This is a genomic window from Chryseobacterium sp. Leaf180 (genome assembly GCF_001424585.1).
Taxonomy (GTDB): Bacteria; Bacteroidota; Bacteroidia; order Flavobacteriales; family Weeksellaceae; genus Chryseobacterium.
In genome coordinates this window covers 536,890-551,334 of sequence record NZ_LMPJ01000001.1, presented here as the reverse complement: position 1 = coordinate 551,334, position 14,445 = coordinate 536,890, and the positions used below count along the sequence as shown (strand labels likewise).

The window sequence follows — 14,445 nt, the reverse complement described above, 5'->3', positions numbered from 1 at the left end:
CATTAAAATATTATATAAAAATGTCGAATATTACGTTTACCATGATCAAACCTGATGCAGTTGCAGACGGACACATTGGTGCTATTTTAGGTAAAATTGCTGAAGGCGGTTTTAAAATCAAAGCTTTGAAACTGACTCAGCTTACCGTTGCTGATGCTAAAAAATTCTACGAAGTTCATTCAGAAAGACCTTTCTACGGAGAATTGGTAGATTTTATGAGTTCTGGACCAATCGTAGCTGCGGTTTTGCAAAAAGACAATGCTGTAGAAGATTTCAGAAAACTAATTGGCGCAACAAATCCTGCTGAAGCGGCAGAAGGAACGATCAGAAAAATGTTTGCCAGAAGCATCGGAGAAAATGCAGTACACGGATCTGATTCTGACGAAAATGCTCAGATCGAGGCTGACTTCCATTTTGCAGGAAGAGAGATTTTCTAGTCTCTTTCAAAATATATTAAAAAAAGCTGTCGGTATTACTGTCAGCTTTTTTTATTGTGTTGAATGAATAGCCCTGATAGGAGCGGCATCCTTTTTTTCGGCGGCGGAGCGAAGCGGAGCCGCGGTAAAAAAGATATAGCGGATAGCAGGAATCAGCTTCTAAATCTTCATCAATTCGATAGTCTTTTGAGGATCCTGTGCTGAGAAAACAGCATTTCCTGCAACCAGAACATCGGCTCCGGCGTCAAAAAGTTTTGCAGCATTGTCGAGATTCACGCCGCCGTCAATTTCTATAAGCGCGGTTGAATTGTTATTTAGAATTAAATCTTTTGTCTCGGCGATTTTTTTGTAAGTGTTTTCAATGAATTTTTGACCTCCAAAACCAGGATTTACACTCATCAGCAAGACAAGATCGACGTCTGCGATAATATCTTCAAGCATCAAAACCGGCGTCGAAGGATTGAGAACCACACCTGCTTTCGCGCCTTTACTCTGAATGAAATCAATGGTGCGGTGAAGATGTATGCATGCTTCATAATGCACTGAAATGAGATCGGCACCATGCTCTATGAATTCTTCAACATATTTATCGGGTTCCACGATCATCAAGTGAACATCAATAAACTTTTTCGAATGTTGCTGTACGGTTTTCATCACAGGAAATCCGTAAGAAATATTTGGCACAAACCGGCCGTCCATAATATCGATATGCAGCCAGTCGGCCTGAGAATGATTGATCATCTCGATGTCTCTCTGCAGGTTACCAAAATCTGCTGCAAGCAGAGAAGGTGCGATGAGTTTTGTTTTCATGTAAATTTTTCTTTTTTTCAATCAGCCAATTGAAAAACTGTTGTTGTGTGTTATATAATAATTTGTTAGATATCCAATTATTAATACTGCTTCAATTATAGATAGCCATATTCGATTTGTTATCACCGTTAACAATATTCTGTCAACGCCGATTATAAAACCCAATATAAATATTCCAATAATTTCTAAAGCTATTCCAAAACTTGCTCCTCCTCCAAGATCAACAAAAAGAGTTTGATAAATTACTAGAAGTATTAAAAGTAGAATACAAGCCGTACTAAATACCGACGCAAATGTCGGCCGCTTGAGTAAATCATCTACAATTTTCATCTTAATGATACTTCAGCTTCATATCCGGTTTTATTTCCAGTAAAGTTTCATAAATGAGCTGAATGACATTTGCCACATCTTCTTTCGCAACCATTTCCACCGTCGTATGCATGTAACGGAGCGGAAGCGAGATCAAAGCACTCGGCACGCCGCCGTTGCTGTGCGCAAAAGCATCCGTATCGGTTCCGGTCGCGCGGCTCGCCGCCGCTCTCTGAAAAGGAATTTCTTTCTTTTTTGCGGTGTCAATAATCAACTGTCGGATGGTATGATGCACGCTTGGCGCAAAAAATACAACCGGTCCGTCACCACATTTTTGGTCGCCTTCTTTTTTCTTTTCGATCATCGGCGTCGTGGTATCATGTGTGACGTCGGTTACGATGGCAATGTTTGGTTTGATCGTATCGGCAATCATATCGGCGCCATATAAACCGACTTCTTCCTGCACAGAATTCGTAATGTAAAGACCGAAAGGCAGTTTGTTTTTATTTTCCTTTAAAAGACGTGCAACTTCAGCAATCATAAATCCGCCTATTCTGTTGTCGAGCGCGCGGCAGACAAAATAGCGGTTATTCATTTCAAAAAATTCATCGGGATAGGTAATCATACAACCGACGAAAATGCCAAGTTCTTCAACTTCTTCTTTCGTTGTTGCGCCACAGTCAATAAAAATATTTTCAAGTTTTGGTGTCGGCTCGTTTTGATTGGCGCTTCTTGTATGAATTGCCGGCCAGCCAAAAACGCCCTTCACAATACCTTTTTCCCCATGAATGTGTACCACTTTCGACGGTGCAATAGTTTGGTCTGAACCGCCATTTCGGATAACATAAATCAAACCGTCATCTGTAATATAATTTACGTACCAGGAAATTTCATCGGCATGAGCCTCAATTACCACTTTGAATTCGGCTTCAGGATTGATGATTCCGTAGCAGGTTCCGTAGTGATCCACTTCAATTTTGTCGACGTAAGGTTTGATGTAATTCATCCATACTTTCTGGCCGTTATGCTCATAACCGGTCGGTGAAGAAGTGTTAAGATATTCTTCTAAAAATTTTATTGATTTATCTTGGAAATTCATTTTAAAGGAATGATTTTTGTAATTTGATTCAGTTATAAAAACCGTAAAAATAATGAAATTTCATAAATTGATCGTGATTTCGCTGCTCTTTTTCGGGACTTTGGTTTTTTCCCAAAACGAAACTTTAAGCGTAAAACCGCTCAGCCAATATCCTGAAGAATCTCTGCAGATTGACGAATACGGCAACAAATACTTTTACGATCAGGCTCAGAAAGCCAAAATATACGATATCAACGGTGAAACCGTGGTGGTGATGGATGAATTGGTTCTGAAAAACAAACCGAGATTCAACAATCAACTTGATCAGAAATTTTATTTTTTCCTTAATAAAAAACTGTACCGTGTATATCCTTTGTTTCTGACTGCGCTTCAGCAGTACCGCGATATTCAGAAAGAAATGAATAAAATGGAAGGCGGCGCGAAAAGAAAATATATGAAAGACCGTCAGAATATGTTGGCCGATCAGTACGAAAAGCAGTTGAAAGATTTAACGACGACGGAAGGTCAGGTTTTCGCCAAATTGATGAACCGGGCAACAGGAAAAAATGTTTACGAAATTATCAAAGAACTTCGTGGCGGCTGGAGCGCTTTTTGGTGGAATGTAAAAGGAAAAGTCGCAAGCATCGATCTGAAAGACCGCTACAATCCGGCAGGAAACCGCACCGACGAGTTTCTTGAATCACTTTTGCAGTCCAACTGGAATCTCGGTTATTTACAGCCTTATCCTGGAGCAAATGATTTTAAAGTTTATAAATAAAAAAAATTCCTTTAAGTTTTGCTTAAAGGAATTTTTCCTTCAACTTTTTAAAAACCACGCGGTCTACAGGAAGTTTAAACGGATTGTATGGAGAATCAATATCAATCCACTCAGTTTTTTCAATACAAGGATCAAGAATAATAAAATCTTCTTCGTTGATGATTTTTACCAGGTAATATATTGTTAAAAGCTGCTCGTTTTCACGAAAGCGCGAAACAATAAAATTATCCTGCGTATATAAATGGTCTACAATTTCAATGGAAACATTGAGCTCTTCATTAAATTCTCTGTGAAGACACTCCGTCAAACTTTCGCCAAATTCCAATCCGCCACCGGGAAATTTTAACAACTGCTCACCAGCGTACTCCTCATATAAAGCCAGAACTTTTTTGTCTTTTATGGCACAGGCGTAGACACGCACATTTATTTTATCAATCATTTTTTAAATTTAAAATTTCACGGCATTAATCATTTCACGTTTTCCCGGTGGTCCCTGTTTTTTCTCTACCCGGAAATTGAGTTCCTCTAAAATCCTTCTCACGCTGCCTTTGGACGAATAGGTTGTTAACAATCCACCGGTACTCATCTTATCTGAGACCAATTCAAAAAGAGGTTTTTCCCAGAGATCCGGCTGCACGCGGGCGCCAAAGCAGTCGAAATATACCAAATTTATCTGAGGTAATTTTATGCTTTCAAGATCAAAAAAGTCGCACTGAAATTTTGTAAGCGTAAAACCCTTAATAATTTCTGTCGGTTTTTCCCATTCTGCTGCGTGAATTTTCTGATACATTTCTGCAACGTTATCATTAATAAAAAGAGTGTCGTAAGCCAATTGTGAAATCTCATCGGCAGAAACCGGATATTTTTCCAGGGTAAAATAATTAACCGTATGATTTTTATCAGTTTTTAAATATTCATTAATACTTACCAAAACATTTAAACCTGTACCAAAACCGAGTTCTAAAATGTTGATTTCGGAATCATATATAAGATTTAGTCCATTTTTGATAAACACATGTTCAGCTTCCTGCAGTGCGCCGTGATGCGAATGATAGTTTTCATTTAAATCCTTTATATACAGTGTCTTACTGCCGTCGTTGGTTATTCTGATCTCTCTTTCCAAAGTAATTTTTTTCAAATTTAATGTAAAACTTTTATATTTGGAAAATTATGTTAAATTTGTAGAACATCATAAAAATTTTTAAAAATGATAATTCAAAAGACAGAAAACTCCAGACTTGCATCATTTGATCCTCAGAATTTTTCTTTTGGGAATACCTTCATCGATCACATGATCATTTGCGAGTATGAAAACGGAAAATGGGGTGATGTAAGATTGCTTCCTTACGGTCCGCTACCTTTTACTCCTGCAATGATGGGCGTTAACTACGGTCAGGCTTGCTTTGAAGGGATGAAAGCGTATAAGGATAAAGACGGTAAAGTTTTCCTTTTCAGGCCTGAAAAGAATTTTGAACGTATCAATAAATCGGCGAAGCGTCTTGCGATGCCGGAAGTGACCGAAGAAATGTTTATGGAAGGTTTAAAAGCTTTGGTAAACATCGACCGTGATTGGGTTCCTCAGGGTGAAGGGAATTCTTTATATATCAGACCTTTGATTTTTGCTACCGAAGAAGCTTTGAAAGCCAGAGTAGCCAATAAATATATGTTTGCGATCGTTGCGACACCTGCAAAAAGCTATTATGCAGAGCCTGTTGCCGTGAAAATTTCTGATCATTATTCCAGAGCGGCGAGTGGTGGAGTTGGTTCCGCGAAAGCGGCCGGTAACTATGCAGCGTCTTTCTATCCGACGCAATTGGCGATGGAAGAAGGTTATGATCAGATTATCTGGACTGATGACGCGACACACGAATATTTCGAAGAAAGTGGAACAATGAACGTTTTCGTAAGAATTGACGATACGATTTATACACCACCAACTTCAGAAAAAATTCTTGATGGTGTAACGAGAGACAGCTTCCTGAACCTTGCTGCGAGAAAAGGCATCACAGCAAAAGTAGAACCTGTTCCTGTAAAAAAGGTAATCGAAGCGCATAAAAACGGAACCTTAAAAGAAGTCTGGGGCGTGGGAACTGCGGTTGTGACAACCGTTTTTAAAGCATTAGGATACAATGGTGAAAAACTCGAATTGCCATTATTGCCGGATAACGAAAGTTTTGCAGCACAGCTTAAGAAAGATCTGGTAGATCTGCAAACCAATATTTCTGAAGATCCTTTCGGATGGAGAGTTTTGGTGGAAAAAGAAGTTTTTGAAAAAGCATAATACAGCTTCATTAAATATAGAAGTCGGGATTTTTCCCGGCTTTTTTTATTTTAAAATATCCTTATAAATGCTTATTTTCGCAAAGTCGTTATGAAAAAAATAGTCCTTTTATCCGCTTTTTCTCTCCTGGCCTGTAACCGAAATTCTACGGTGCATCCGCCTGTTGGTGGTGTACTGAGTAAAAATGATCTGGAAGTTTCTAAACAGAGATCAAAAGGTTTAAATACATTAGAAAGAGAACAGATTCAGGATTGGATTAATCATCAGAAAACACCTTTTTATGCGATGCCGCTGAATTACTGGACGGATAATAAGGAAATGCAGCAGCGAAGCAGAATGCAAAATGATACGCCTGTTTCTTATGAATACGAGCTTTACGACTTTGATCAGACTAAAATTTACGACCAACCACAGGGCAAAATGAATGTGAGCCTCGGTCATTTTGATGAACTGAAATCTGTAGAAGATGCGCTTCATTATTTAAAATCGGGTGAAGAGGCAACACTTTTGGTTCCTTCCTCGCTTGCCTACGGCACATTCGGTGACGAAAAGAAAATTGACAACGATATTCCCTTAATTATAAAAGTAAAAGTTTTATAAAATGAAACTGTTAAAAAGAAATATAATCCTTGCTGCGGCCAGCGTCTCGCTCCTCAGCTGTACACCAATTTATAAAAAGATGAACGTAGACAAAGAAACGTACGAAGGACTGCAAGACGGTATTTATGCCAATATGCAGACCACAAAAGGTAACCTGATTGTAAAGCTTGAAGACAAAAAATCTCCGGTAACGGTAGCTAATTTTGTCGGTCTTGCTGAGGGTAAAATTGATAATAAAGCTAAGGTGAAAGGAGTTCCTTTCTACGACGGCACTATTTTTCACCGTGTGATAAAAGATTTTATGATTCAGGGTGGAGATCCTCAGGGAACGGGTATGGGAGATCCCGGTTATAAGTTTGAAGACGAAAAAAATGATCTTAAACATACCGGAAAAGGCATTCTTTCTATGGCAAACTCGGGTCCGAATACAAACGGTTCTCAGTTTTTTATCACTGAAGTGGCAACACCTTGGTTAGACGGCAAGCATACGATTTTCGGGAAGGTAGTGAAAGGTGATGATGTGATTGATGCGATTGCAAACACCGAAAAAGGTGCTCAGGATAAACCTAAAACAGATATCGTTCTTCAGAAAGTTTCTGTTTTCTCTAAAGGTGATGAGTACAAAAACTACGATGCTGCAAAAACTTTTAACGAAGGAAAAACAAAAATCGCTGCCAACAACAAAGCAATGGCTGAAAAAGCAGAAGCAGAAGCTGCAAAAGCTTTGGATGGATTAAAAGCAGGTATGACTAAAACCGACAGCGGTCTGTATTATAAAATCACTAAAACAACTGATGGAAAAGCTCCAAAAGTGGGTGATAACGTTTCAGTTCATTATGCAGGTAAATTAACCAACGGAACAGAATTCGATTCTTCTTTCAAGAGAAATGAGCCGATCGAAATTCCTATCGGGATGGGCAGAGTAATCAAAGGTTGGGACGAAGGTATTTTGCTTTTGAAAGAAGGTGAAACGGCTACTTTCCTTATTCCGTCTTCATTGGGTTATGGTGCAAATGGCGCTGGCGGCGTAATTCCACCAAACGCGTGGTTGATTTTTGATGTTGAGTTGGTTAAAGTAAATTAACTCAAAACTAAATAAAATAAAAAGCCGTCTCCTTTGAGACGGCTTTTTTTATGTTTAAATAAAATTATTAAACGGTTTTTCTTTCGCCAATCTGCTGTCTCCACATCGCGTAGTACAAACCTTTCAACTCCAAAAGATAGTTGTGTGAACCGGTCTCTATTACTTTTCCGCGCTCAAGAACGTAGATGCGGTCGGCGTGCATAATGGTGCTTAATCTGTGTGCTATCAAAACGGTAATCTGTTCTTTATTCAGAGAAATTTCACGTATTGTCGATGTGATTTCTTCTTCCGTAATGCTGTCGAGCGCAGAAGTGGCTTCATCGAAAATTAACAGGTTTGGTTTTCTCAGCAATGCTCTGGCGATGGCAATACGCTGCTTTTCGCCGCCACTTAGTTTCAGTCCGCCTTCTCCGATTACGGTATTAATCCCATTTTCAGCGCGTTCAATTAATCCGGTACTGCTAGATTTTTTTAAAGCGATATTCAGATCATATTCTGTAGCATTGGGATTAACGAAAAGTAGATTTTCTTTAATGGTTCCTGCAAAAAGCTGTGTATCTTGTGTTACAAAACCGATCTGGTTCCTCAGTTCGTCAAAATCAAACTCGCTGCCGTCGGTATTATTATAATAAATTGCACCTTCTTTCGGGCAGTACAGTCCAACCAGAAGTTTGACCAAAGTACTTTTTCCCGAGCCACTCGGCCCGACAAATGCTATAGTCTCGCCATTTTTTACCTCAAAAGAAATATCATTCAGCGCTTTGTACGTTGCAGTCTGATGCTGAAACGACACTTTCTCGAAAGCCAGTTTCTCAATCGCGCCAATCTGTTTCGGCATAGAAGGTTTCTGCTCGACTGGTTTTTCCATTACTTTATCAAAATTGTTGAGAGATGCCTCAGCTTCCCGGTAAGAGATGATGATGTTTCCAATTTCCTGCATCGGCCCGAAGATGAAAAATCCGTAGAACATCAGCGAAAGGTACTGACCGGGCGTCACGATATTCCTGAAAATCAGATACAGCAAAGTCAGCGTAATCATCTGCTGCAGAAAATTCACCATAGTTCCCTGAATAAAACTAAGCGAGCGGATGCTTTTCACCTTTTTAAGTTCAAGACCAAGAATTTTGTACGTGTTATTATTCAGCCGTTTTACTTCCTGTGTGGTTAAACCGAGACTTTTTACAATCTCAATGTTTCGGAGACTTTCAGTGGTGCTTCCGGCCAAACCAGTGGTTTCTTTTACAATCGTTTTCTGAATGTTTTTAATTCTCTTGCTCAGAAAATTGGTGATAAAAGCAATCAGGAAAATCCCGACTACATAAACCGGCATAATCGACCAGTGTAGGCGAATCGCGTATACCGAAACGAAGATGATACTCACGAGAATTCCGAAGAAAATATTAATGAAATTGGTAATAAACTTCACCGAATCTTCGCGTACTTTCGTAAGCACTGAAAGCGTTTCTCCGCTACGCTGATCCTCAAATTCCTGATAGGGAAGTGCCATAGAATGCTGCAGCCCGTCGGTGAAAATATTGGCTCCGAATTTCTGCGTAATCACACTTACGGTATAATCCTGAAAGGCTTTTGCGATTCTGCTTACCATTGCCGTACCGATGAGAAGACCGAGAAAATAGAAAACACCGTGGTAAAGATCGGTGCCGTAGAGATACTGATCAAGATTTCGGGGCATTGTTTTTTCTTTGTCGAAAAAATTGGGGTGCGTTACCAATCTGTCAAGAATATTTCCGGTAATCGCCGGACCGAATAATGAGAAAACCTGATTGATCGTCGCCAGGGCCAGCGATAAAATGAGAAGCCATTTGTGAGGTTTTAGATATCTGTAAAGTGTTTTCATGCGTAAATTTAGAAAGGACAAAAGTACGCTTATAAAAATTGAGCCGCATTGATCTCGGATATGATTTGTCGATGATGATATGAAAGTTTTGAACATAGAAAAACCGGCTGCTGAAGCCGGTTCTGCTGAATTTTAACGTCAATTTTAAAACTGTATCTTATTCCTGCGGTTTTTCATCATCCGAATCTTTTTTTCTTCTCGAAAGCACGGTGTTGGCAAAATAATTTCTGCCGTTATTAATCACCGCGAGAACTTCCTGATAAAAAGGCAACGCTTTCACATTCGCCATCACGCTAATATATTCGTACATATTTCGGTAATCAGACGTTAGTTTTTTGCGGAGCTGTTTAACATCATATACTACCTTTTGCGAGGTATTGTACGACCGCTGTGCAAAAAGATCGTTGAAAGCCGTGTTGGAATCTGACACATGATTTACAAATTTCACTATGCCCAGCGTCGCTACATGCGCCGAATAATCTGCCGAAAGCAGACGCTCCACAAGCTGGTTCACAGAATTGGTCTGGCTTTCATAAGACTCTTCATCGGCATCTTTATATTCCGCCATCAGCAGATTGAGAACATTATAGGCATTTGTTTCGGCGGCGGTTTTGGCATTCCGGTACGGTTTTAAAGCATCGCGCAAAGCCTGCAGATCGGCATCGCGTATTTGGTCGAGCGCTTCAATCTGTTGAGATTCTTCGCTTGCGCGCACCTGATCGAGCGACGAATTATATATCGGAAGCTGATCTTGAAGTACGTCATAAAGCTTTTTAAAATCAGGATCGGTAGACGCGGAAAGTGCAGAATTCTCAAAATCTTCGAAGAACCGCACGATGAGCTGTCCAAATTCTGAGTTGTGAACTTTGTGAAGGTTGAGCGGGGAAATTTTTGCTTTCATACTAATATGTTTTAAAGTTTTTTTCTGTGTTTTCCGGTCTGCATTCTTCCGCATTTGTATTAAATTTTTGTTTTTAACCGATTCACACATCCAAACTGGTTCAGCTTGAGGCTGATTAACCGGTATACTAAGGCAAACCTGTTTCGGTTGGTACCAATGTAGCGTTACATTAGCTTAAAATTTTACCGTTTTACATCAGTGTCATGATTCATTGCCTTCAACCTGTTGAGTGGAGAACAAATGTTGCGTATAATCTGTGATGCGCTATATATTATGGTATTAAAATTAATAAATTTTTCAATTGAATTTATTATAACGGTGATATTTCGATGATTTCGAATATATAATTCTGTTGGGAAATAAGAAACGGTCAGACAACACATTATTTATAGTCACTGCAGCGTCGAAATAAAACGAAATGGAAGATTGAGTTCGCAGAAACAAGTCTAAAAGCGAGCTGCAGAAGATTCTTCCGTAGAAGATTATATAAAATTATAATGGAAAAGCGACTTTGTGAGTCGCTGTTATTTTTTTAATCTGTATTTAATCTTGTTAAATTACCACGCCTGATCGATCATAAAAACCATCTGCGTCAGTACGGCCGCACCCAGAAGGAGTTCGCGGCGGTTCACTTTATCATAAGTATCTTCCACCGAATGATGATAATCAAAATAACGCTGCGGATCGACAACCAGCTCGATCAGCGGAATATCAAGCTTTTTAAGCGGTGCAATATCCTGAATCGCATCAGTCTGATCAAAATCGTAGACGCCGTACGGTAGAAAATATTCCTTCCACGGAAAGATCAGGCGCCGGCGCTGTGGCGACATATCCAGAGAAAATCCACGCGGAGAATAACCTCCGGCATCCGACCCGATTGCGGCGATGTGCTTTTCATCTTTCTTTTTTACATATGCTGCGTAAGTATCGCGACCGCCGCCGCCATTTTCACTGTTCGCGTATAAAACCACGCGAATCGTGTGACTGTTCTGAATGTTTAATGTTTTGATCGTACGCAAAACTTCAATGCACTGAACGACACCAGAACCATCATCGTGTGCGCCTTCTGCAAAATCCCAGCTATCCAGCTGAGCACCTATCACAATGACTTTGCCGTCTTTTTTTCCTGGAATTTCAGCGATAATATTTTGATTAACAGTTTCGCCCCGTGTCTCTGCAGACATATTGAGTTTTGCTTTTACAGTCTGATTTTTCAAAAGTTTTTCAAGCTCGTCGGCAGATTTTACACCGATCGTAACTGCAGGTATTTTAACTTTATCTTCCGGTTCGTAATAAATCTGTTTCGCATGTGGCGTGTCATCAAAAGCTGTTGTGATGGAGCGAATAATGAGTCCTCGCGCTCCTTTTGCACCAATTACAGAAGCGGAAAGCAGTTTAGATTTAGCAGCAATTAAATAAGAATCGGTCGCATTGATGATTTTCTGATCGATCGGATAATTAACAAAAATAATTTTGTCTTTGGTTTGCGCAGAAGTGAGATTGACCAGTTCTTTGGTATCGTTTACGAGCAGAATATCGCAGATAAGATCTTTGCCTTTTGTGCCTTCAGAATTTCCAAAAGACAGCATTTTTATAGATTTCCAGTCGCCATTTGCAGTTTTAATCTGCAGACTTTCGCGACCGCGTACCCATATCGGAACACGAACATCTTGGGTCCAGATTTTTTCAGCGCCGGCTTCTTTCAGTTTTCGTTCGGCCCAGACAGTTGCTTTTTCATATCCCGGCGTTGCGCTGAAACGTGGCCCAATACCTTTTGTGAGTTCACCCAAATCATTATAGGCAAGCCCGTACATCATGATCTGGTCTGATATTTTTTTGAATTCTTCGTGATAATTGAATTTCGGAATTATGCGGGGTTTTTTCGCCGGAAGTTTTTTCTGAGAAAACAAAAATCCACTCATAAAGAGTGGAAGTATGATGCATAAGACTTTTTTCATGGGTGCAGACCTTTCTTTATCAGCGATAAAAATAAAGAAAATCTCGCAATTACTGCTTCATATCGTACATTAATAAAGCGCTGATCAGTTTTGGTTCAATAAAAGTACACTTTGGCGGCATACCTAGTTTAAGATCTGAAATTTTAATCATGTCATTAAAACTCACCGGATAAATCCCGAAACCAACCACACCTTCGCCAGCGTCAATCTTTTCTTTAATTTCATTGATGCCTTTCAAGTCAGAAGTTCCTTTCACATAATCGATCTGGTCTGAGCTGTCTGAGTTTTCAATCTGCAGAATATCTTTAATAATATATTTATCAAGCAAATGGTGATCAAGATTATCCAGCGACATTTCTTTTGAACGGAGATCGTGTTTCACGTGCAGCGAGTAAAATTTACCATCCATATACATTGAAATATGAAATTTCTGTGACGGAAAATATGGTGTCTCGTGCTTTTCGTGAATGAGGAAATATTTCTCCAAAGCCTTCAGAAAATCAGAAGGAGAGTATCCGTTCAACGTTTTCACAATACGGTTGTAATCATGAATTTTTATTGACTGATTGGAAACAATAAAGCTGTATACAAAATTGTAAGCTTCTGTTCCGTTATGTTTTTTGTTTTTTTCCTGCTGACGCTGCGCGTGCAAAGCTGTAGAACCGATTCTGTGATGACCGTCGGCGATGTAGAAGGATTCAATCTGCGCAATAACTTCTTTAAACTGCTGGAGTTTTAAGCGGTTATCAATACGCCAGATCTTATGTCTGATTCCCTTGCTGTCTACATGATTAAAAATCGGAACGTTCTTCTGTTCATGATTCATCAGAAGTTCTACCTTAGAATTTGAGGGATACGTCAGCAAAACCGGTTCTGCCTGCAAATGAACTTTATCTAAATAATGTGCAAGTTTTTCCTTTTTCTGTGGGATTGTACTTTCGTGTCTTTTTATTTTGCCGTTTTTAAAGTCTTCAATACTCGCCAGACCAAGCAAACCGCGGAAAACCTGTTTGTTTGGGTAAGACTGTTCGTAAAGATAGTAAGACGAGTTGTCCTGCACCAGTGTGTTTTCATCCATCAGCTCCTCAAAAGTTGATCGTATTTTTCGCAGATTGCGGTCTACATCTTTAGATTTGCTTACGACGTAAGGCTTAATCATGTTGATATAGGTTTTTTCGACCTGCGCTCTTTCAGCGATTTCGGCCTGCGAAAAATTCTCTAAAGGATGAGTGGGGAAGGTAGATTCATGATCTTTATGAGGTCTGACTCCCCGAAAAGGTTTAAAAACTGGCATATATACTTTAAAGTTTCTTTTTAATCTCAATAATTTGTTCGGCAAGTTCCGTTCCGATTTTTTCCTGTGCGTCGATGGTATTTCCACCCAAATGCGGCGTTAATGAAAGATTCGGATTCATCAAAAGCGTAAGTTCGGGTTTCGGCTCATTTTCAAAAACATCAAGAGCCGCGCCAGCCACTTTTCCGTTTTCGATCTCATCTAAAAGTGTCACTTCATTGATGACACCGCCACGCGCCGTGTTTACTATAAAGATACCGTCTTTCATCATCCTGAACTGTGGAGAATCGATGATATAACCGTCACTCTTCGGCGTATTAATACTCAAAAATTCAACGTCTCTCAGAAATTCTTTCATATCGTTAGTCGAAGTAATTTCAAAAAAAACTTCCTGACCGTCAAAAAATGATAAGCTTAATTTTTCTTTTTTAATATTTCGGGTGAAAACTTTCACTTTCATTCCAAGCGAAATTCCCATTTTCACGACTTCTTTTCCGATTCCGCCAAAACCGATCACACCAAGTGTTTTACCTGAAAGTTCATATGCTTTGCTGAACGACTTTTTCATCGCTTCAAAATGCGTATCACCTTCCAGAGGCATCAGACGGTTGGATTCATGCAGAAATCTGGCTAATGCAAAAAAATGCGCGAAAACCAGTTCAGCAACAGATTTTGATGACGCTGAAGGCGTATTTATCACATACAGACCTTTATCAATAGCATATTCCACATCGATATTATCCATCCCAATTCCGCCTCGGCCGATAATTTTGAGACTTGGACAGGCATCTATCAAATTCTCTCTCACTTTAGTGGCACTGCGTACAAGCAAAACATCAACCTGATTTTCATTAATAAAATTAATCAAATGATCTTGCGCCACTCTGTGCTCCAGAAGTTCGATTCCGGCCTCGCGGAGGACATTTTCACCAGCTTTGGAAATTCCGTCGTTTGCTAAAACTTTCATATTTTATTTAAAACATTATCCTTTCATCACTAATTTCAGGCAGTTGGCTGAATATTTAATTTAAAAGTAATGAATTTGATTTAATTTTTT

At 39.5% G+C, this 14,445-nt stretch carries 14 protein-coding genes; 5 read left to right on the top strand and 9 right to left on the bottom strand.

The features are described from left to right. The first annotated feature begins 20 nt into the window (after positions 1 to 20). Positions 21 to 437 (top strand): nucleoside-diphosphate kinase, encoded by a 417-nt coding sequence (locus ASG01_RS02525; protein WP_055859436.1) that lies wholly within the window; start codon positions 21 to 23, stop codon positions 435 to 437. Between the two features lie 159 nt (positions 438 to 596). On the opposite strand, the gene rpe is transcribed toward ASG01_RS02525, so the two are convergent. Both rpe and ASG01_RS02510 read right to left on the bottom strand, forming a co-directional pair. Then, positions 597 to 1,247: a ribulose-phosphate 3-epimerase gene (gene rpe / locus ASG01_RS02520; RefSeq protein ID WP_055862086.1), complete on the bottom strand. Its 651-nt coding sequence runs from the start codon at positions 1,245 to 1,247 to the stop codon at positions 597 to 599. A gap of 331 nt (positions 1,248 to 1,578) precedes the next feature. Then, positions 1,579 to 2,655 carry a M42 family metallopeptidase gene (locus ASG01_RS02510; protein ID WP_055859432.1) on the bottom strand — a complete coding sequence of 359 codons (1,077 nt, stop codon included), beginning with the start codon at positions 2,653 to 2,655 and terminating at the stop codon, positions 1,579 to 1,581. Positions 2,656 to 2,707: 52 nt separating this feature from the next. On the opposite strand from ASG01_RS02510, the gene ASG01_RS02505 reads away from it, so the two are divergent. Next, a complete protein-coding gene (locus ASG01_RS02505) occupies positions 2,708 to 3,412 on the top strand; it encodes a DUF4294 domain-containing protein (protein ID WP_055859428.1) in 705 nt (234 codons plus the stop codon). Positions 3,413 to 3,434: 22 nt separating this feature from the next. On the opposite strand, the gene ASG01_RS02500 is transcribed toward ASG01_RS02505, so the two are convergent. Next, positions 3,435 to 3,851, bottom strand: coding sequence for an NUDIX hydrolase (locus ASG01_RS02500; RefSeq protein WP_055859426.1), 417 nt, complete (start codon positions 3,849 to 3,851; stop codon positions 3,435 to 3,437). A gap of 9 nt (positions 3,852 to 3,860) precedes the next feature. Continuing rightward, positions 3,861 to 4,535, bottom strand: a complete 675-nt coding sequence (gene mnmD, locus ASG01_RS02495; RefSeq protein ID WP_055862083.1) for a tRNA (5-methylaminomethyl-2-thiouridine)(34)-methyltransferase MnmD — start codon at positions 4,533 to 4,535, stop codon at positions 3,861 to 3,863. Between the two features lie 84 nt (positions 4,536 to 4,619). Here mnmD and ASG01_RS02490 point away from each other — a divergent pair, with 84 nt between their 5' ends. The 3 genes from ASG01_RS02490 (at position 4,620) to ASG01_RS02480 (ending at position 7,377) form a co-directional block, all read left to right on the top strand. After that, entirely contained in the window at positions 4,620 to 5,693 is a 1,074-nt protein-coding gene (locus ASG01_RS02490; RefSeq protein ID WP_055859423.1) for a branched-chain amino acid aminotransferase, read from the top strand. A 90-nt stretch (positions 5,694 to 5,783) separates the two neighbouring features. Continuing rightward, entirely contained in the window at positions 5,784 to 6,293 is a 510-nt protein-coding gene (locus tag ASG01_RS02485; RefSeq protein ID WP_055859420.1) for an FKBP-type peptidyl-prolyl cis-trans isomerase, read from the top strand. A gap of 79 nt (positions 6,294 to 6,372) precedes the next feature. Beyond that, the gene (locus tag ASG01_RS02480) at positions 6,373 to 7,377 is read left to right on the top strand and encodes a peptidylprolyl isomerase (protein ID WP_117613405.1); all 1,005 of its coding nucleotides are present in this window, start codon (positions 6,373 to 6,375) and stop codon (positions 7,375 to 7,377) included. Positions 7,378 to 7,444: 67 nt separating this feature from the next. Here the strand turns inward: ASG01_RS02480 and ASG01_RS02475 are convergent, their stop codons facing one another. From ASG01_RS02475 to ASG01_RS02455, 5 genes are all read right to left on the bottom strand, one after another. After that, complete coding sequence (locus ASG01_RS02475) at positions 7,445 to 9,235, bottom strand: ABC transporter ATP-binding protein (protein WP_055859414.1); 1,791 nt, start codon at positions 9,233 to 9,235, stop codon at positions 7,445 to 7,447. A gap of 157 nt (positions 9,236 to 9,392) precedes the next feature. Next, entirely contained in the window at positions 9,393 to 10,136 is a 744-nt protein-coding gene (locus ASG01_RS02470) for a DUF6261 family protein (RefSeq protein ID WP_055862080.1), read from the bottom strand. 557 nt (positions 10,137 to 10,693) lie between these two features. Then, positions 10,694 to 12,094 carry a M28 family peptidase gene (locus ASG01_RS02465; protein WP_055859411.1) on the bottom strand — a complete coding sequence of 467 codons (1,401 nt, stop codon included), beginning with the start codon at positions 12,092 to 12,094 and terminating at the stop codon, positions 10,694 to 10,696. Positions 12,095 to 12,143: 49 nt separating this feature from the next. Beyond that, on the bottom strand, positions 12,144 to 13,388 hold the full coding sequence (locus ASG01_RS02460; RefSeq protein ID WP_055859408.1) for a DUF1015 domain-containing protein: 1,245 nt from the start codon (positions 13,386 to 13,388) through the stop codon (positions 12,144 to 12,146). A 7-nt stretch (positions 13,389 to 13,395) separates the two neighbouring features. Continuing rightward, positions 13,396 to 14,355, bottom strand: coding sequence for a D-2-hydroxyacid dehydrogenase (locus tag ASG01_RS02455; RefSeq protein ID WP_055859406.1), 960 nt, complete (start codon positions 14,353 to 14,355; stop codon positions 13,396 to 13,398). Positions 14,356 to 14,445 lie beyond the last annotated feature (90 nt).